General features: G+C 67.2%; 14 protein-coding genes. 7 read left to right on the top strand and 7 right to left on the bottom strand.

The genetic code is table 11. The features are described from left to right. Positions 1-50: 50 nt before the first annotated feature. Complete coding sequence (locus tag AC1KAR_RS00185) at positions 51-1,925, top strand: glycoside hydrolase family 15 protein (protein WP_480313560.1); 1,875 nt, start codon at positions 51-53, stop codon at positions 1,923-1,925. Between the two features lie 40 nt (positions 1,926-1,965). Here AC1KAR_RS00185 and AC1KAR_RS00180 read toward each other — a convergent pair whose 3' ends face one another. Next, positions 1,966-3,612: a GMC oxidoreductase gene (locus tag AC1KAR_RS00180; protein ID WP_480313558.1), complete on the bottom strand. Its 1,647-nt coding sequence runs from the start codon at positions 3,610-3,612 to the stop codon at positions 1,966-1,968. A gap of 143 nt (positions 3,613-3,755) precedes the next feature. After that, entirely contained in the window at positions 3,756-4,769 is a 1,014-nt protein-coding gene (locus tag AC1KAR_RS00175; RefSeq protein ID WP_480313556.1) for an AraC family transcriptional regulator, read from the bottom strand. A gap of 293 nt (positions 4,770-5,062) precedes the next feature. Between AC1KAR_RS00175 and AC1KAR_RS00170 the strand changes: the two genes are divergently transcribed. The 5 genes from AC1KAR_RS00170 (at position 5,063) to AC1KAR_RS00150 (ending at position 11,713) form a co-directional block, all read left to right on the top strand. Beyond that, entirely contained in the window at positions 5,063-5,971 is a 909-nt protein-coding gene (locus AC1KAR_RS00170; protein WP_480313555.1) for a YihY/virulence factor BrkB family protein, read from the top strand. 103 nt (positions 5,972-6,074) lie between these two features. Then, the gene (locus AC1KAR_RS00165) at positions 6,075-6,590 is read left to right on the top strand and encodes a hemerythrin domain-containing protein (protein WP_480313553.1); all 516 of its coding nucleotides are present in this window, start codon (positions 6,075-6,077) and stop codon (positions 6,588-6,590) included. A 138-nt stretch (positions 6,591-6,728) separates the two neighbouring features. Then, positions 6,729-9,125 (top strand): membrane-bound PQQ-dependent dehydrogenase, glucose/quinate/shikimate family, encoded by a 2,397-nt coding sequence (locus tag AC1KAR_RS00160; protein ID WP_480313552.1) that lies wholly within the window; start codon positions 6,729-6,731, stop codon positions 9,123-9,125. A gap of 18 nt (positions 9,126-9,143) precedes the next feature. Then, a complete protein-coding gene (locus AC1KAR_RS00155) occupies positions 9,144-10,457 on the top strand; it encodes a DUF2254 domain-containing protein (RefSeq protein ID WP_480313551.1) in 1,314 nt (437 codons plus the stop codon). A 20-nt stretch (positions 10,458-10,477) separates the two neighbouring features. After that, positions 10,478-11,713: a cation:proton antiporter gene (locus tag AC1KAR_RS00150; protein ID WP_480313550.1), complete on the top strand. Its 1,236-nt coding sequence runs from the start codon at positions 10,478-10,480 to the stop codon at positions 11,711-11,713. 70 nt (positions 11,714-11,783) lie between these two features. Here the strand turns inward: AC1KAR_RS00150 and AC1KAR_RS00145 are convergent, their stop codons facing one another. Genes AC1KAR_RS00145 through AC1KAR_RS00125 form a run of 5 tightly spaced genes read right to left on the bottom strand, consistent with a single transcriptional unit; the run spans position 11,784 to position 16,382 of the window. After that, positions 11,784-12,497, bottom strand: coding sequence for an ABC transporter ATP-binding protein (locus AC1KAR_RS00145; RefSeq protein ID WP_480313549.1), 714 nt, complete (start codon positions 12,495-12,497; stop codon positions 11,784-11,786). Beyond that, positions 12,494-13,270 carry an ABC transporter ATP-binding protein gene (locus tag AC1KAR_RS00140; RefSeq protein WP_480313548.1) on the bottom strand — a complete coding sequence of 259 codons (777 nt, stop codon included), beginning with the start codon at positions 13,268-13,270 and terminating at the stop codon, positions 12,494-12,496. Before AC1KAR_RS00140 ends, AC1KAR_RS00145 begins: the two co-directional genes overlap by 4 nt. Further along, the gene (locus tag AC1KAR_RS00135; protein ID WP_480313547.1) at positions 13,267-14,244 is read right to left on the bottom strand and encodes a branched-chain amino acid ABC transporter permease; all 978 of its coding nucleotides are present in this window, start codon (positions 14,242-14,244) and stop codon (positions 13,267-13,269) included. The genes AC1KAR_RS00140 and AC1KAR_RS00135 overlap by 4 nt, the downstream gene beginning before the upstream one ends. 1 nt (position 14,245) lies before the next feature. After that, positions 14,246-15,166 carry a branched-chain amino acid ABC transporter permease gene (locus AC1KAR_RS00130; protein ID WP_480313545.1) on the bottom strand — a complete coding sequence of 307 codons (921 nt, stop codon included), beginning with the start codon at positions 15,164-15,166 and terminating at the stop codon, positions 14,246-14,248. A gap of 7 nt (positions 15,167-15,173) precedes the next feature. Beyond that, positions 15,174-16,382: an ABC transporter substrate-binding protein gene (locus tag AC1KAR_RS00125; RefSeq protein ID WP_480313543.1), complete on the bottom strand. Its 1,209-nt coding sequence runs from the start codon at positions 16,380-16,382 to the stop codon at positions 15,174-15,176. 239 nt (positions 16,383-16,621) lie between these two features. On the opposite strand from AC1KAR_RS00125, the gene AC1KAR_RS00120 reads away from it, so the two are divergent. Then, a complete protein-coding gene (locus AC1KAR_RS00120; RefSeq protein WP_480313541.1) occupies positions 16,622-17,320 on the top strand; it encodes a DUF899 family protein in 699 nt (232 codons plus the stop codon).

Below are 17,320 nucleotides of genomic sequence, written 5' to 3'. Positions count from 1 at the left end.
GCAATCGGCTTGCCCTGTCTGTTCGTTGAGCGCGCTGCACCCGAACCCGAATGAAGCCCTCCCCTCGCATCGAAGCCCCTCGCATTGAAGACTACGCCCTCATCGGGAACTGCGAGACCGCGGCCCTGGTCGGCCGCAATGGCTCGATCGATTGGGCAGGCATGCCGCGCTTCGACAGCCCGGCCTGCTTTGCAGCGCTGCTCGGTGGGCCGGAACACGGCTGCTGGCTCGTTGCCCCCGTCTCGAACGACACCCGCGTGACACGCCGCTACCGGGGCGACACGCTGATCCTCGAAACGCTCTTCGAGACGCCAGCCGGCTCGGTGTTGCTGATCGACTTCATGAGCCGGCGCGACGGGGCCTGCGACCTGTTTCGCATCGTGCGTGGTGTGCGCGGCACCGTGCCCATGCACACCCGGCTGTGCGTGCGCTTTGACTACGGCGCGGTCGTGCCCTGGGTGGCGCGCCAGGCTGATGGCACCCGCCACTACACCGCCGGCCCCGACCGGCTGGCGCTGGCGGCAAGCGTGGAGCTGCGTGGCGAGAACATGGAGACGATCGGTGACTTCGACGTGTCGGCCGGTGAAGAGGCGTGCTTCACGCTCAGTTGGCAGCTCTCGTTTCAGCCCCCGCTGCCGCCGCCGGATGCACCGGCGACCCTCGCCGAAGTGGAGGCACGGTGGTCGAGCTGGTCGTCTTCATTGCGGTGGGCAGGCGAAGCCTCGCTCGCGGTGCGCCGCTCGCTGCTGACGCTGAAAGCCCTCGCCCACTGGCAGACCGGCGGCATCGTGGCAGCCGCCACCACCTCGCTGCCCGAGAAGATCGGCGGCACACGCAACTGGGACTACCGCTATTGCTGGCTGCGCGATGCCACGCTCACTCTCTACGCCCTGCTCGGTGCGGGCCACGTCGACGAGGCGGAGGCGTGGCGCCGCTGGCTGGTTCGTGCAGCAGCAGGCAGCCCGGCCGATCTGCAGATCATGTACGGCGTGGCAGGCGAACGCCGGCTCGATGAATACGAGCTACCTCACCTGCCCGGCTACGAGGGCTCGTCGCCGGTGCGCATCGGCAACGCCGCGGCCGGGCAGATTCAGCTCGATGTCTACGGCGAGGTGCTGGACGCTCTCTACGTCGCACGCTGCGCCGGGCTCGCCCCCTTCGAGGCCAGCTGGGCGCTCGAATGCGCGCTGGTCGAGCACCTCGAAACCCTCTGGATGCAGCCCGATGAAGGCATCTGGGAGGTGCGCGGCGGGCGGCAGCATTTCACCCACTCGAAGGTGATGGCCTGGGTGGCCTTCGACCGTGCGGTGCGCTCTGCGAAGGAGTTCGGGCTCGACGGGCCGGTGGAGCGTTGGTGTCGGGTGCGAGATGCCATCCATGCGCAGGTCTGCGCCCGGGGCTTCGACGCGAAACGCGGGTCGTTCGTGCAGTCGTATGGCAGCACGGCGCTCGATGCGAGCCTGCTGCTGATTCCGCTGGTCGGCTTTCTCCCGCACACCGACGAGCGCGTGCGCGGCACGCTCGCGGCCATCGAAGGCGGCCTCGTGCGAGACGGCCTGGTGTTGCGCTACGACACCGGACAGACACGAGACGGCCTGCCCAAGGGCGAAGGCGCCTTCCTCGCGTGCAGCTTCTGGCTGGTCGACAACTACATCCTGCAGGAGCGCATGGACGAAGCGCAGGCCTTGTTCGACCAGTTGCTCACCTACCGCAACGATGTCGGCCTGCTTGCCGAGGAATACGACCCCGTGGCGGGGCGCCAGCTGGGCAACTTCCCGCAGGCGTTTTCACACCTCTCGCTCATCAACACGGCCAACAGCCTGGCCAGCCGGCGCGGGCCGGCGCACCTGCGTGCCGAGGGCAGCAGCCAGACGGCAGGCGTGCCTGCCGCGTCGTCGGATCCGCAGCCAAGGGGGCGCAGGTGATCCGGCTGAATCACGCGCTGCGCCCCTCTGCAGGACGAGATCAGAAATCGCGCACGATGACGTGCTCGATGTTCCGCTCCGCCAACGCCGCGACTGTCAGCGCCGGGTTGGCCGCGAGTGCGCCGGGGATCAGTGCGCCGTCGGTCACATATAGGCGGTCGTAGCCGTACACGCGGCCGAACAGGTCGGTGGCGCGACCGAGCGGCACACCGCCCACCGCGTGATAGGTTGCTGCGTCCGAGAAGAGCTTGCCGCTGAACAAATCGTTGCGGTACTGGGTGCCATTTGCCTGGTTGACCTTGTCGAAGATGAACCGGGCGCTCGCAACCGCAGGGGCGTTCTGGTCGCGCCAGTCGAGCACAGCCTCGTCTGTCGAGCTGTTGTAGGTGAAGCTGCCAGTCTCAGGGTTGACCGGCATGACGATGTTCATGCTGATGCCCGACTCGAACGGGAACGTCAGCGGCAAGTGCATCGAGAAGAGCGGTTTGCCGTTCTGGTCGCGTGTCTTGATGCCCGATGCCGGAACGATGGACTGCGTGGTGCCGACCGGGTTGTCTGGCGTGTTCTGACGTGCCACGAAGATGTCGCCGTTGGCACTCCAGCGGGTGCCAACGTGCGCGTTGAGGCGCGGCAGGGTGCCCGTTTGCCGTGCCCGCACCAGCATTTCCGTGCTTCCGATGCTGCCCGCTGAAAGAAAGAGGTAGTCGCATGCGATCTGGTAGCGACGCAGGATGTTGCCCGACAGGTCGATCTCTTCGGCGGTCACGATGTAGCTGCGGTCGAGCGCACGTTCAATCTTCTTGACCGACGTCATCGCGCGGACGGTCAGCTTGCCTGTGCCCATGGCCTCTGCGATGTAGTTCTTGTCCAGGCTGTTCTTGCCGTAGTTGTTTCCGAAGCCCCCTTCCCCACCCAGTGCAGAGCGGGGCACGGTGCCGGCTTCTTCTTTCTCCATGTAGGCGTAGTCGTAGCCCGAGGGCAGTAGCTCGGTCGCATAGCCGGCCTTGGCAAAATTGGCCCGCGAGGTACGTGCGTACTGGTGGAAGGCGCTGCTCTCGAAGTACGCCGGTCGGATCGTGTTCAGCTTGAGCTTCGTGCTGGCGCGAGGGTAGTGGCGCCTCAGAAAGTCGTCCACGTTGAAGCCCAGCGGCATGATGCCGGAGAGCACCTCGCGCAAGGGTGTGATCAGCATCGCGATGTTGACGAGCGAGCCGCCGCCCACGCCGCGGCCGAGATAGACGTCCATGCCCGGGTAGCGCTTGAGAGCCAGCACACCTGCGCCGTAGGGCACCGGTCGCGTGGTCGGTTGGCCGTTGAAGCTCGTCACCACGGCTGCTGCTTGCGTCGAGAACCACATGGCGCGGTCGTCGGGCGCAGCATTGCCGCAGAAGATCTTGCCGTCTGGGCCGGGTGTGTTCCAGAGTCGGCCCATCTCCAGCATCGTCACCGGTATGCCGCGCTCGGTCAGGCGCAGGGCGGTAACGGCGCCGCCATACCCGCTGCCCACCACCAGCACGCGCACCTTTTCGCGAGTGGATTGCGCCAGTGACGACTGCGCGACGGCGGCCCCCAGGCCGCCGGCCGCAATCGCGCGGCCAGCCACGCCCACGCCCGAAACAGTATTGAGGCCCATGAGCGAGGCTGCGCCCAGGATGCGCCGACCGAAGGCGCGACGGTTCTCTTTCATTCTGCTTGTCTCCATCGTTGTGGTTCAGGGATGGAGACATGCTAGGAAGCAGCTTGAGCCGGATATATGGCCGCCCTGACCAAATGATTCACCGACCGCGGGCGGGAATACCCGCATATCGCGTGTATCGATCCGGCGGCGGTCTAAACGACACCCCGGGGGCGGGCGCGCCATTCAACCGGTGTCATACGGGTCCAACGCCTGAAAGCGCGGTGGAAGCTCGCGGCGCAAGAGAAGCCCAACGCGTCGGCCACTTGTTGAATCGACAATTCGCGGTTTGCCAATAGGCGCTCTGCCGCCACGTGTTGGCACTGCTGGCTGAGGTCGGCATAACTGAGTCCCATTGCGGCCAGCTGCCGCCGCAGGCTGCGATCGTTGAGTCGGAGTTGTGCTGCAACCTCCTGTATCGACGGCTGGCGCGGGTAGGCACCCAGCAGAATGCGCCGCACGCGCTCGGCCAGATTCGGCCCGACGCACTGAGCGGCCAGCGCCGATTCGGCTGCGGCGGTGGCGCCTGCGTAGGCCACGGGATCGTGCGTCTGCAGCGGGGCGTCCAGCATGCGGGCGTCGAACTCGATCACGCAGTGCGGCTGGTCGAACTGCATGTGTGGCCCGAAGGTCGCCACATAGCGGGGCAGGTTCGCGGCATCGGGTTGCGGCATCGGCAATGCGACCGAATGGATGTCGTTCGAAGTGAGTCTCGCGAAGCGCAGCATCTGCATGGCGCTCGTGGCAACCCAGTCGGTGCGGCAGTGGCCACTGCGGCCATGCGCCACGACGGGCTTCACCCATATCTGCGCGCTGCCCCGGCTTTCGCGTAGCTCCAGTTCTGCACGTTCGAGAAAGAGCGGCGCGAAACGGTGGATGTCGGCCATGACCTGGCGCAACGTGGGAGACACAAGCGTGACCTGCATGAGCGCGACGTAGCGCATCAGACCCTTGCTCTTGCCAGCGACCAGCCCGAAGCAAGGGTCGCCGGTGAGCTCGAGCGCGCCTGCCATCAGTTCATCGAACAACTCCACCGGCAGCCAGGGGCCGTGATCGTCGAGTGCGCTTGGGTCCTGCAGCCCGCAGCGCAAGAGTGCCGGTGCCGGGTCGAAGCCCTCAACTTCGAGGACATAAGCGAGCGTTCTGAAGTTGACGGGAGAGACCTGCATGCGGGCACCCACCTTATGCGCGCCGGATGCGGTGCGGGGCGCGCAGTTTTTCACGATTGGCCAGGTTCGCCAATGCCGTTGATCGCCTTGTGGCGTGTCGATGGCGTTGCATGCGTAACCCAGCGTCTTGTCGTGTTCTGTGACTCAGAACGCGCATTCCTTTGCACGGGTTTGAGCGAGCCTGTCGCGGACGCTCCGCGCTGACCGCAGAATCAGCGAACTTCGCAAAGACTCGCATCCTCGATGCCCCCCACCCTTCCCCACCCGCTGCCCACCTACGCAGCCGAGGCGCAATGAGCCGCCTCACGCAGGCCTGGGAGCGTGTGCTGAATGTTCTGGCCGCCACGCCAGGTATCGGCGTGCTGTTGCTGGCCATGCGCAACTACATCCTTCACCAGAGCGCCAACCAGGCGGGCAGCATGGCGTTCTCGTCGGTGCTGGCCATGTTTCCGCTCTTGTTGTTGCTCTCGGCCGCAGCCGCTTTCGTGGGGCAACCTGGGGATGCCGCCGCGCTCGCGAGCCGGGTCGTGGGGTATGCGCCACCGGTGGTGCGAGACGCCATGCAGCCGGTGATCGACGAGGTGCTTTCGCACCGCAGCCAGGCGCTGCTGACGATCGGGCTGATCGTCACCTTGTGGACGGCGTCGTCGGGCATGCAGGCCGTGCGCACCGCCTTGAACCGGGCGTACGGCGTCGACCGCGGCCTGCCGTTCTGGAAGGCGCGGATCAAGGTCACCTTGTTCACCGTGGTCGTGGGCGCGAGCGTGTTGGCCGTGTTCAGTTCGGTCATCGTGATGCCCTACCTGTGGAGCCTTCTGGAATCGAGCACAGGCATGGGGCGCGAGACGTTCTGGCTTCAGAACGGCGTGCGTTACGGCCTAGCCTTTGTGGTGCTGACCGCGCTCTACGCGCTGCTGTACGGCTGGCTGCCCGACGTCGCGCAGCGCCTGAAAACCGTGATCCCGGGCGCGGTGATCGGGGCCTTGCTCTGGGTGGTGGCGGCCGCCACGCTGTCGTACACGCTGCGCAGCACCGGAAAGCTGGCCCTCGTCTACGGCAGCTTTGCCGGCGTGGTGGCGACGCTCGTGTTCCTGTACGTCAGCGCAACCACGCTGATCTTCGGTGCCGAGGTGAACGCCGTGCTTCGCGAGAAGCTGCAGGCACCGCCCGGGCCTGTCGGCACCCCGCCTCCCGACCCGTAGGACGGGCGCCAATTCTTCACCACACACGGCTCATGCGGCGCACCTCGCCCTAGTCTGCTGATGCATCGCGGCATTTCGCTGCGTTCTCAACTGAGGTACCGACATGCACACATCAGCCAGCACCACGCCAGCCCGCAAGAAGACGACCGCACGCCCGAGCAGGGGCCCCGATGCGATCACGCTCCTGAAGACCGACCACAAGGAGGTCAAGGCCCTGTTCAAGGCCTACGACAAGCTCGTGAAGTCGAATGGCAGCGACGCCAAGAAGCAAGCCGTTGCACAGGAGATCTGTGACGCGCTCACCGCCCACGCCACCGTCGAAGAAGAGCTCTTCTACCCCGCCGCCCGCGGCGCCTTGGCCGAAGGCGACCTCGTGGACGAGGCGACCGTGGAGCACGCGAGCGCCAAGGACCTGATCGCGCAGCTCGAAAGCATGGTGCCCGGCGAAGATTTCTACGACGCCAAGGTGAAGGTGCTCGGCGAGTACATCGACCACCACGTGAAGGAAGAAGAAGGCGAGATGTTCCCCAAGATCCGCAAGTCTGACATCGACCTGAAGGCGCTCGGCGCGCAGATGAAGTCGCGCAAGGAGGAGTTGCTGGGCGCACTCGCGCACTGAGCGCGGTGACGCCGGCGGATCGGCCCTGTCACGCGCCGACGGCGGCGCCGTTGTCCCACCTTGGAATGCGCCCTTGTCCTACAAGCAGGCCGATTCGCCGTTCTATGGTGAGGCGCTACCCCACTCTTGCGTCTCGCCATGCACCACGCCGAAACCCACCGCTCCCGAGGCCCATTTGTCGCTGCGGCGCTGCTTGCGGTGGTCGGGCTCGCACTTCTTCTGGGCGGGGCCTGGCTCTTGTCGCTGGGGGGCTCGTGGTATTACGTGGCCGCGGGTGCTGCGCTGCTGATCGCCGCGGCGCTGCTCTGGCGCCGCTCGGCCCTGGGGCTGTGGCTCTACGCGGGCACCGCGGCGGGCACGCTGGCCTGGGCGCTGTGGGAGGTGGGCCTGGACTGGTGGCCGCTCGCGGCGCGGTTCGACGTGTTCTTCATCCTTGGTCTGCTGCTCTTGCTGCCGTGGGTGACCCGTTCTCTCGCGCCCGTGGCATCGCCCTCTCTCAGGCGCGGGGGCCTGTCGATCTGCGCCGTGCTGGCCGTGTTTGCGCTCGTGGCCGTGGCCTCTTGGCTGCGCGACCCGCACGACATTGATGGCGGCCTGCCGCCGTCTCAGGGTGACCTCGTGGCGCAAGGCGATGCGACGCTGGGCGTGCCGCCCGGTGAATGGCACGCGTACGGGCGCACAGGCCACGGCCAGCGTTACTCGCCGCTTGGGCAGATCACGGTGAGCAACGTCGACCAGTTGAAGGAGGCCTGGCACTTCCACACCGGCGACGTGCGCGGCCGCGACGGCGACCCGGTGGAGACGACTTACGAAGTCACGCCCCTGAAGGTGGGCAACCGCCTGTACCTGTGCACGCCGCACCAGTCGGTGATCGCGCTCGATGCCACGACTGGCAAGCAGGCCTGGCGCCGTGACATCGAATTGAAGAACGCCCTGGCCTTGCAGCACCTGACCTGCCGCGGCCTGTCTTACCAGGCCGCGCCGCCATCGGGTGCAGCGGCCGGGGCCAACCAAGGCTGCGCCGCCAAGCTGTTCATGCCCACGGCCGATGGCCGCTTGCTGGCGCTGAACCCCGAGTCCGGTGCGCCCTGCACCGGCTTCGGCGGCGGCAAGGGCGAGATCGACCTGTGGGCGAACATGCCCAACGTGCGGCCGGGCTCTTACTACTCGACATCGCCGGTGGTGGTCACGGCCAAGCTGGTGATCGTGGGCGGCACGGTGCTGGACAACCTCTCCACGCAGGAGCAGTCGGGCGTGATCCGCGCGTTCGATATCGAAACCGGCGCGCTCGTGTGGAACTGGGACTCCGGCAACCCGGACGCCACCGAGCCGATCGCAGCCGGCCAGCACTACACCGTGAACTCGCCCAACAGCTGGTCGATCTCGAGCGTCGACGAAGAACTGGGGCTTGTGTACGTGCCGATGGGCAACCAGCCCCCCGACCAGTGGGGCGGCAAGCGCAGCCCGGCGGTGGAGAAATATTCTTCGTCGGTGGTGGCACTCGAACTCGGTACGGGCCGGGTGAGGTGGGTGTTCCAGACGGTTCACCACGACCTGTGGGATTACGACGTGCCGTCGCAACCGACCTTGGTGGACCTGCGCGTGGGCGGCGAGAAGGTGCCGGCGCTGGTGCAGCCCACCAAGCAGGGCGAGCTCTTCGTGCTCGACCGGCGCACTGGCAAGCCGGTGGTGCCCGTGAGCGAGATCGCGGCGCCGCAAGGGGCGGCCGAAGGCGACCACACGGCGCCCACGCAGCCCCGCTCGGCGCTGTCGTTTGCGCCGCCGCCGCTGAGTGGCCGAGACATGTGGGGGGCCACGATGTTCGACCAGCTCGCGTGCCGGATCGCCTTCCACCGTTTGCGCTACGAGGGCCGCTTCACGCCGCCTTCCGTGCAGGGCTCGCTCATCTACCCCGGCAACTTCGGCGTCTTCAACTGGGGCGGCGTGGCGGTCGACCCGCGACGCGGCATTGCCTTCACCACGCCCACCTACCTGGCGTTCGTATCGCGACTGGTGCCCCGCCCCGACGACCATTCGCTCATGGTGCAAGACGAACCGCCCAAAGGCCCGCTGCCCGCCCTCAACGAGAACTTCGGTGCGCCGTTCGCGGCCAAGATGAACCCGTTTCTTTCGCCGCTGGGCATCCCGTGCCAGGCGCCTCCGTGGGGCTATGTGGCCGGTGTCGAACTGGCCACCGGCAAGGTCGCATGGAAGCACCGCAATGGCACGGTGCGTGACCTCTCGCCCGTGCCGGTGCCGTTCAAGATGGGAGTGCCCAACCTCGGCGGGCCGATCGTCACGGCCGGTGGCGTGGCGTTCCTCTCGGGCTCGATGGACAACTACGTGCGCGCCTACGACGTGAGCAACGGCCGGCAGGTGTGGGAGGGCCGGTTGCCCGCGGGCGGCCAGGCCACGCCGATGACCTACATCGGGGCCGACGAGCGCCAGTACCTGCTGGTGGTGGCCGGCGGGCACGGTTCCACCCACACGAAAGCGGGCGATTCGGTCATTGCCTACGCGCTGCCGGCGCGCTGATCGGCACCGCCGCAAGACATGTCTGCCCACCTGCGCAAGTGGCTCGACCAGCTCGGCGACGTCTTCTGGCTCGTGCCCGCCCTGCTCACGCTCCTGGGCATCGGCGCGGCAGTCGGCCTGGTGAACCTCGACCGAAGCGGCACCCTGCCCTCCTGGGTGCTCGACAGCGAGTGGGTCTATAGCGGCGGAGGCACAGGCGCACGCACGCTGCTGGGTGCCGTGGCCTCGTCGACCATCGGTGTGGCCGGCACGGTGTTCTCGATCACCATCGCAGCCCTGTCGCTGGCGGCCGGCCAGATGGGGCCGCGGCTGTTGCGCAACTTCACGCGCGACCGCGGAGTCCAGGCCACGCTGGGGGTCTTCATTGGCACCTTCTCGTATGCCCTGATGGTGTTGCGAAGCGTGCGCACCGAAGAAGAAGGCCCGTTCACGCCGCACCTTTCGCTCTCGGTCGGCCTGCTGCTGGCCTTCGTGTGCGTGGGCATGCTGGTCTACTTTGTGGGCCACATGGCGAGCCGGATCAATGTCGACACGGTGATCGAGCTGGTGAGCGGCGACATGCGCGCCGCCCACGCCCGGCTGACCACCGACGCCCCCGGCCTGCCGACCCCGCACGCGGCCTACTGGCGTGGCGCCACGGTCATCACCGGCGAACGCAGCGGCTACCTCCAGCAGCTGGGGGCCGAGGCCCTGGCCGACTGGGCGCACGCCCACCACACCGCGATCCGCCTGCTCGTGCGCCCCGGCGATGCCGTCTTCCCGGGGGCACCGATCGCGTTGCTGACCGTGCCGGCCGAGGGTGCCGATGCGGCCATCCGCACCGCCACCGCGCTGGGCAGCACGCGCACCAGCTCCGACGACATCGAGTTCGCGCTGCGGCAACTGGTCGAAGTGGCCGTGCGCGCGCTGTCGCCGGGCATCAACGACCCGCACACCGCGATCAGCGTGCTCGACCGCCTCGGCATCGCCCTGTGCGAGATGGCGCCCAAGCACCTGCCCACCGGCGTGCATGAGCGCGAGGGCCGCGTGGTCCTGGTGGCGCCGAATGTCGACTACGACGGCATCGTGGACGCCATGTTCCACATGATTCGCCAGAACGGCCGCCGCAGCGCCGCGGTCTTGATCCGCATGCTGGAGGTGATGACCTCGGTCGTCAGTTGCGAGCGCGATGCGCAGCGCGGTGGCTCGCTGCAGCGCCATGCCGATCTGGTGTTGTGCGAGGGCATGCAGAATCTGGCCGTTCCTGGCGACCTGGAAGACCTGCGCCGCCGCCATGCCGCGTTCGAGCGCACGCGGCTCATCGGCGCGAGCGCGGCGCTTCTGTCGACGTAGTCACCCCCCCATACCCGTCCATGTTCGAGATCGCCTCTGCCTGCCTTGTTCTCACGGCGGTACTCGCCTACCTGAACCATCGCTTCGTCGGCCTGCCCATCACCATCGGCGTGATGATGGCGGCCATGCTGATGTCGCTTGCGCTCGTGGCGCTCGACTCGCTCGGCATCAGCCACGACCTGCGGGCGTACGAAGAATCGCTGCTTCGATCCATCGATTTCTCAAGCGTTCTGATGCAGGGGATGCTTTCTCTGCTGCTGTTCGCGGGGGCCCTGCATGTCGACCTGAGGGAGCTGCGAACCTATCACTGGCAGGTGGGGCTTCTGGCGGTCGTCGGGACAACGGCGTCGACGCTCGCCGTCGGCCTGGGCACGTGGTTCGTCTTGCCGTGGGTGGGGCTCGAACTGCCGCTGCTTCACTGCCTGCTGTTCGGTGCGTTGATCTCGCCCACCGACCCGATTGCCGTGATGGGCATCCTGAAAACTGCGGGGGCCCCCAAGCATCTCGAACTGGTGATCGCGGGCGAGTCGCTGTTCAACGATGGGGTCGGTGTCGTGATCTTTTCTCTGCTGCTGGGCGTGCTGGCCAGTGGCCACGCGCCGACCACGCCCGAGGTGTTCAGCGTCTTGCTGCGCGAGGCGGGCGGCGGCATTGCCTTCGGCCTGGCGCTGGGCTACGTCACGTTCCGCATGCTGCGCAGCATCGACCAGTACCAGGTCGAGGTGTTGTTGACCCTGGCGGCGGTGATGGGCGGCTACGCCGTCGCCAACCGGCTCCATGTGTCCGGCCCGCTTGCGATGGTGGTGGCCGGTCTCATGATCGGCAATGGCGGCCGGTCGCTGGCCATGTCGGACACCACCCGGCGCTATGTGGATCTGTTCTGGCAGTTGATCGACGAGATCCTGAACGCAGTTCTGTTCGTGTTGATGGGCATGGAGGTGCTGCTCATCAGCTTCTCGCTGAGCATCTTCGCGGCGGCGGCCGTGTCGATTGCCGTCACGCTGGGCGTGCGCGCTCTCACGGTCGGCCTGCCCATCGGCGCCATGCCGGCTCTGTTCAGGCTCCCGAAGGGTTCAGGCTGGGTGTTGACCTGGGGCGGCCTGCGGGGCGGCATCTCGGTGGCGCTCGCACTCTCGCTGCCACCCAGCGCGCATCGCGACACGATCCTCGCCATCACCTACTGCGTGGTCGCGTTCTCGATTCTTGGGCAAGGGCTGACCATGGGGCGGGTGGTCAAGCGCTTCATCAAGTGTTGACGCGCGCCACCACCTCGCCTGCCTGTGGTGCTTGCCGAGACCGCCGCAAGGTCGCCAAGGCCGCGCTCGATCACACCCCGATGTAGCGCTGCCACAGCGAGGGGTCGGCTGCCAGGTCTGCCGATGCGCCCTGCCACACCACCTGCCCGCGCTCGATGATGGTGTGGTGGTCGGCCAGCTTCACCAGGCGCTGCACGTACTTGTCGATCACGAGGATGGTCTGGCCCTGGGCGCGCAGCTGCGCCAGGCAGCGCCAGATCTCTTCGCGGATGCGCGGGGCCAGGCCCTCGGTGGCTTCGTCGAGGATCAAGAGATACGGGTTGGTCATCAGGGCGCGCCCGATGGCAAGCATTTGCTGCTCGCCGCCTGAGAGCTGGTTGCCCATGTTGGAAAGGCGCTGCGCCAGCCCCGGGAACAGCGCCACCACGCGATCGAGCGTCCACGGGGTTTCGCTCGCGTTGCGTTGAGCGGCGAAGGCCAGCAGGTTCTCCTTGACCGACAGGTTCGGGAAGATCTGCCGCCCCTCGGGCACGACCGCCAGCCCCATGCGCGCGATGCGGTCCGGGGCCAGCGTCTCGATGCGTTCACCGCGAAAGCGCACCTGGCCTGCCCGCGCCTTGGTCAAGCCGAGCAGCGCGCGCACGGTGGTCGTCTTGCCCATGCCGTTGCGCCCGAGCAGCGTCGCGACCTCGCCCTGGCGAATGCTCAGGCCGATGCCGAACAGCACCTGGCTGCTGCCGTAGGCGGCCTCGAGCCCATCGACCTCGATCAGCGCTGCGCTCACAGGGCGTGCTCCGCGTCGTCGCCGATGTAGGCGCGCCGGACCTCGGGGTGCTGGCGGATCTCGTCGGCCGTGCCGGTGGCGATGATCTTGCCGAAGACCAGGGTGGACACCCGATCGGCGAGCCTGAAGACGGCGTCCATGTCGTGCTCGACCAGCAGCATCGTGACCTTGCCTCGCAGGCCTTGCAGCAGCGCCACCATGCGCTCGGATTCGTCGGGCCCCATGCCGGCCATGGGTTCGTCGAGCAGCAGCAGCCTGGGTTCCAGCGCGAGCGAGAGGCCCACTTCGAGCTGCCGTTGTTCGCCGTGCGACAGCGCACCGGCCAGGCGTAGCAGCTGCGCCCCCAAACCCACGCGCCCGGCCACTTCGGCAGCGGCCTCGTAGCGCGCGCGCTCGGCACGCGCGGGCCGCCAGAAGCGAAAGCTGCTGCCATCGCGCGATTGCACGGCGAGCGCCAGGTTGTCGAGCACCGTCAATCGCTTGAACACGCTCGTGATCTGGTACGAGCGCACCAGGCCACGGTGAACACGGGCATGCATGGGTGCCGTGGTCACGTCATGCCCATCGAAATGGATGCGCCCGGCGTCGGGCGTGAGCGTGCCCGCAAGCTGGTGGATCAGCGTTGTCTTGCCTGCGCCGTTGGGGCCGATCAACGCGTGCAGTTCACCGTTGCGTACCGACAGGCTGGCGTGGTCGGTGGCCACGAGGCCACCGAAGCGCTTGACCAACTGGTCGGTGCGCAGCAAATCGCTGGGGCTCGTGCTTGCGGTCATGCTGCTACCTTCCGGCGCAGCAGGCTCACGAGCCCGTTGGGTGCCAGCAGCACCACGGCCAGCAGCACGGCACCCAGGCCGAACTGCCAGTGGATGGTGTAACCCAGCAGCAATTCTTCAAGCAGCAGGAACACCGCCGCACCGACGAGGCCGCCGTAGAGATAGCCCACGCCCCCCAGGATCACCATCACCATCAACATGCCCGACTGGCTCCACTGCATCATCGCGGGGCTGACGAAGCTGGCCTGGTTGGCCAGCAGAGCTCCCGCCAGGCCGCCGATCGCGCCTGCGATGGTGAAGGCGATCAGCTTGTAGCGAAAGACGGCGAAGCCGAGCGCCGCCATGCGTGTCTCGTTCTCGCGGATGCCCTGCAGCACATGGCCGAAGCGGGCGTTGAGAAGGCGCGCGATGGCAAGGAAAGCCAGCGCGGCGATGGCCAGCACAACGTAATAGAACTGCGTGTCGTCCGCCAGGTTCACGCCCAGGCCGAGCTGCGAGCGCGACGCGAGCGACAGGCCGTCTTCGCCGCCCCATGTCTTGAGCGAGACCATCAGGTAGAAGAGCATTTGCGCGAAGGCGAGCGTGATCATGATGAAGTACACGCCCTGCGTGCGCAGGCTCACGAGGCCGATCAGGCACGCGAAGACCCCTCCCACCACGAACGCTGCCGGCCACGCCAGCCAGGCCGACGCCACGCCGCCCTGCATGAGGATGCCCACGGTGTAGGCCCCCATGCCCACGAATGCGGCATGGCCGAAGCTCACCATGCCGCCGAACCCGAGGATCAGGTTCAGGCTCGTGGCCGCCAGCGCGAAGATCAGGATGCGGCTCGCCACGCCGATGTAGAAGCCTTCGTCGAACGCGTTCAGTACGGGTGGCAGCGCGGCCAGCAGCACCAGCAGCGGGAGCGCGATGCGCAGATCGAGTCGGTGGTCGAGCAGGCTTGTATGCGGGTTCTGGATCGAAGAGGTCATGTCAGGCGTGAGTCGGGAACAGGCCGCGCGGCTTCCAGAACAGCACGCCGGCCATCAGCACGTAGATCAGGATCGAGGCCACGGCGGGGCCGGCCGAGGCGGCAGCCGCCGGGCCGAGCAACTTGCCGAAGACGAGCGGCACCAGCGTGCGCCCGGCGGTGTCGACCAGGCCGACCAGCAGGGCCCCGAGCAACGCGCCGCGCACGGAGCCGATGCCGCCGATCACGATCACCACGAAGGCCAGGATCAGGATGCTCTCGCCCATGCCCACCTGCACGGCCAGCAGCGGGCCGAGCATGCCGCCGGCCAGTGCGCACAGCGCCGCACCGATGGCGAAGATGGCGGTGAAGAGCCGCTTCACGTTGGTGCCCATGGCCTGAGCCATCTCGCGGTTGGAGGCACCCGCCCTCACCTGCATGCCCATGCGGGTTCGCGTGACGAGCAGGTAGAGCAGCACCGCCACGGCGAGGCCCACGGCGATGATGAAGAGGCGGTACGCCGGGTAGCTGAACCCGGGCAGCAGCTCCACCGGCCCCGCAAGTGCCGCCGGCATGGCCATGGGCACCGGCTGCGAGCCCCACACCATGCGGACGCCTTCGTTGGCCATCAGCAAGATGGCGAACGTGCCGAGCACCTGCGCGAGATGATCGCGCTCGTACAGGCGGCGCAGCACCGTCATTTCGAGCAGCACGCCGATCAGCGCCGTGGCCGCGACGCCGCCCGCCAGGCCGACCCAGAACGAGCCGGATGCGCCCGCGATGCTTGCGATCAGGTAGGCGCCCACCATGTACAGCGAGCCGTGCGCCAGGTTGATCATGTCCATGATGCCGAACACGAGCGTGAGCCCGGCCGCCAGCAGGAACAGCATCAACCCGAACTGCAGGCCGTTGAGCAACTGCTCAACGACGAGGATGCCGGTCATGCGCGCGTCACTGCGTGTCGGCGGGCATCTTGCATTCGCTGGCGTAGGCGTCGGCGTGGTTCTCGAACACCTTGCCCACCAGCTTGTTGGTGACGCGGCCCTGGCCGTCCTTCACCACCTCGCGCAGGTAGTAGTCCTGCACCGGGAAGTGATTGGTGTTGAACTTGAACGCGCCGCGCACGGATTCGAACCTGGCGGCTTCGAGCGCCTTGCGCACCGCGGCCTTGTCTTCGATCTTGCCGCCGACCGCCTTGACGGCGCTGTCGATCAGGCGTGCCGCGTCGTAACCCTGCGCCGCATAGAGTGTGGGCAGGCGGCCGTATTCCTTCTGGAAATCGGCCACGAAGCGCTTGTTGGCCGCGTTGTCCATGTCGTGCGCCCATTGCGAGCTGTTGAAGATGCCCAGCATGGGCTCGCCCACGGCGCGGATCACGTCTTCGTCGGCCGAGAAGCCGGGCGCGTAGAGCTTCATCTCCTTGTTGAGGCCGCTGCCGGTGAACTGCTTGATGAAGTTGATGCCCAGGCCACCGGGCAAGAAGATGTACACCGCATCGGCGCCCGAGGCGCGGATCTGCGACAGCTCGGGGCCGTAGTCGAGCTGGTTGAGCGGTGTGTAGGTCTCGAGCGCGACCTCGCCCTTGTAGAAGCGCTTGAAGCCTGCGAGCGCATCCTTGCCGGCCGGGTAGTTGGGGGCGAGCAGCGCCACCTTCTTCACGCCGCGCGCCTGCACGGTCTTGCCCACGGCCTCGTGCATGTTGTCGTTCTGGTACGAGGCGCTGAAGAAGTACGGGTTGCACTGCGCGCCCGCCAGTTGCGACGGCCCGGCGTTGGCGCTGATGTAGAACGTGCGCGCCTGGAACACCGGCGGCGCCACGGCCAGCATGATGTTCGAGAACACGATGCCGGTCATGAAGTCGACCTTGTCGCGCTTGAGCAGCCGCTCGGCGGTTTGCTTGGCGGCGTCGGGGCTCATCTGGTCGTCGGCCACGATCACCTCGGCCGGCAGGCCACCGAGCGCGCCGGCCGAATGCTTGACCGCGAGCTGGAAGCCATCACGGATGTCGATGCCCAGGCCCGAACCGGCGCCCGACAGCGTGCTCAGCAGACCGACCTTGACCTTGTCGGCCGCCGTGGCCGGGATGGCCAGCAACGTGGCGGCCGCCAGGGCGACAAGGCGAACGGACATGCCGCGGACGGCCGGGATTTGCTTGCTCATGGGTGCTTTCGTAGGGGTGCGAATGGAGGGGGCTGAGGGGGCGCATGCGGTCTGAAGCGCTGGCAGGTGCAGCGGGCAACGCGTCTTGTGGTGCGGCGATGTTGTAACCGGCCGCTGTGTTCATGTCATCCGTAGGAGTCCTATGCTTGCGCGACGTGACATGCACGAGGCGCGCCAGCCCGCGCAGGAATGTCGGTTGCTGCATGTGCAGACCCACCCACCGCATGAAGGAGACGTCGATGCCCGCAGCCCTCACACCCGCGGCCGAGCTGGCCAAGCATGCCAAGACACCCTTCCCTGGCGCCTCGGCTGAATACGACGCTGCCCGGCAGCGGCTTTTACAAGAAGAGATCGAGTTCCGACGGCACATGACGCGGCTTGTCGAGCAGCGCATGGCGCTCCCGCCGGGCCCGGTGATCGCCAAGGACTACCGGTTCAAGGACGAGCAAGGCTTCGACTGCAAGCTGATCGACCTGTTCGGCGACAAGGCAACGCTCGTCACCTACTACTGGATGTACGGCCCCGAGCGCGAGCGCCCCTGCCCCATGTGCACCAACTGGCTGGCAGCCGTGAACGGCAATGCGGCCGACATCAAGCAGCGCGTGGCGCTCAAGATCCTCAGCCGCTCGCCGGTGGGGCGGCAATACGCCTTTGCCCAGGAGCGCGGCTGGCGCGATCTCAACTTCGTGCAGACCGTGGGCGACGACTACGCAAATGACCTCGGGCTGCTGCAGCCCGATGGCGAGTACCCGGCGCTCACCATCTACAAGCGCGACGGCGAGCAGGTGCGGCTTTTCTGGGCCAGCGAGATGACCAAGGACATGGCCGACCCGGGCCAGGACCCGCGCGACGCCCCGGACATCGCCTCGCTGTGGTCCATCCTCGACCTCACACCCGAGGGGCGAGGCACGGGTTGGTACCCCAAGCTGCAGTACTGA

The sequence above is a fragment of the Piscinibacter sp. PDB1-1 genome, assembly GCF_056675995.1.
Note: the sequence above shows the minus strand (reverse complement) of the source record. Positions and strands in the feature narration are given on the sequence as shown.

Coding starts and splice junctions, on each gene's coding strand:
- AC1KAR_RS00185 (WP_480313560.1), top strand. CDS start 51: ATGAAGCCCTCCCCTCGCATCGAAGCCCCTCGCATTGAAGACTACGCC.
- AC1KAR_RS00180 (WP_480313558.1), bottom strand. CDS start 3,612: ATGAAAGAGAACCGTCGCGCCTTCGGTCGGCGCATCCTGGGCGCAGCC.
- AC1KAR_RS00175 (WP_480313556.1), bottom strand. CDS start 4,769: ATGCAGGTCTCTCCCGTCAACTTCAGAACGCTCGCTTATGTCCTCGAA.
- AC1KAR_RS00170 (WP_480313555.1), top strand. CDS start 5,063: ATGAGCCGCCTCACGCAGGCCTGGGAGCGTGTGCTGAATGTTCTGGCC.
- AC1KAR_RS00165 (WP_480313553.1), top strand. CDS start 6,075: ATGCACACATCAGCCAGCACCACGCCAGCCCGCAAGAAGACGACCGCA.
- AC1KAR_RS00160 (WP_480313552.1), top strand. CDS start 6,729: ATGCACCACGCCGAAACCCACCGCTCCCGAGGCCCATTTGTCGCTGCG.
- AC1KAR_RS00155 (WP_480313551.1), top strand. CDS start 9,144: ATGTCTGCCCACCTGCGCAAGTGGCTCGACCAGCTCGGCGACGTCTTC.
- AC1KAR_RS00150 (WP_480313550.1), top strand. CDS start 10,478: ATGTTCGAGATCGCCTCTGCCTGCCTTGTTCTCACGGCGGTACTCGCC.
- AC1KAR_RS00140 (WP_480313548.1), bottom strand. CDS start 13,270: ATGACCGCAAGCACGAGCCCCAGCGATTTGCTGCGCACCGACCAGTTG.
- AC1KAR_RS00135 (WP_480313547.1), bottom strand. CDS start 14,244: ATGACCTCTTCGATCCAGAACCCGCATACAAGCCTGCTCGACCACCGA.
- AC1KAR_RS00130 (WP_480313545.1), bottom strand. CDS start 15,166: ATGACCGGCATCCTCGTCGTTGAGCAGTTGCTCAACGGCCTGCAGTTC.
- AC1KAR_RS00125 (WP_480313543.1), bottom strand. CDS start 16,382: ATGAGCAAGCAAATCCCGGCCGTCCGCGGCATGTCCGTTCGCCTTGTC.
- AC1KAR_RS00120 (WP_480313541.1), top strand. CDS start 16,622: ATGCCCGCAGCCCTCACACCCGCGGCCGAGCTGGCCAAGCATGCCAAG.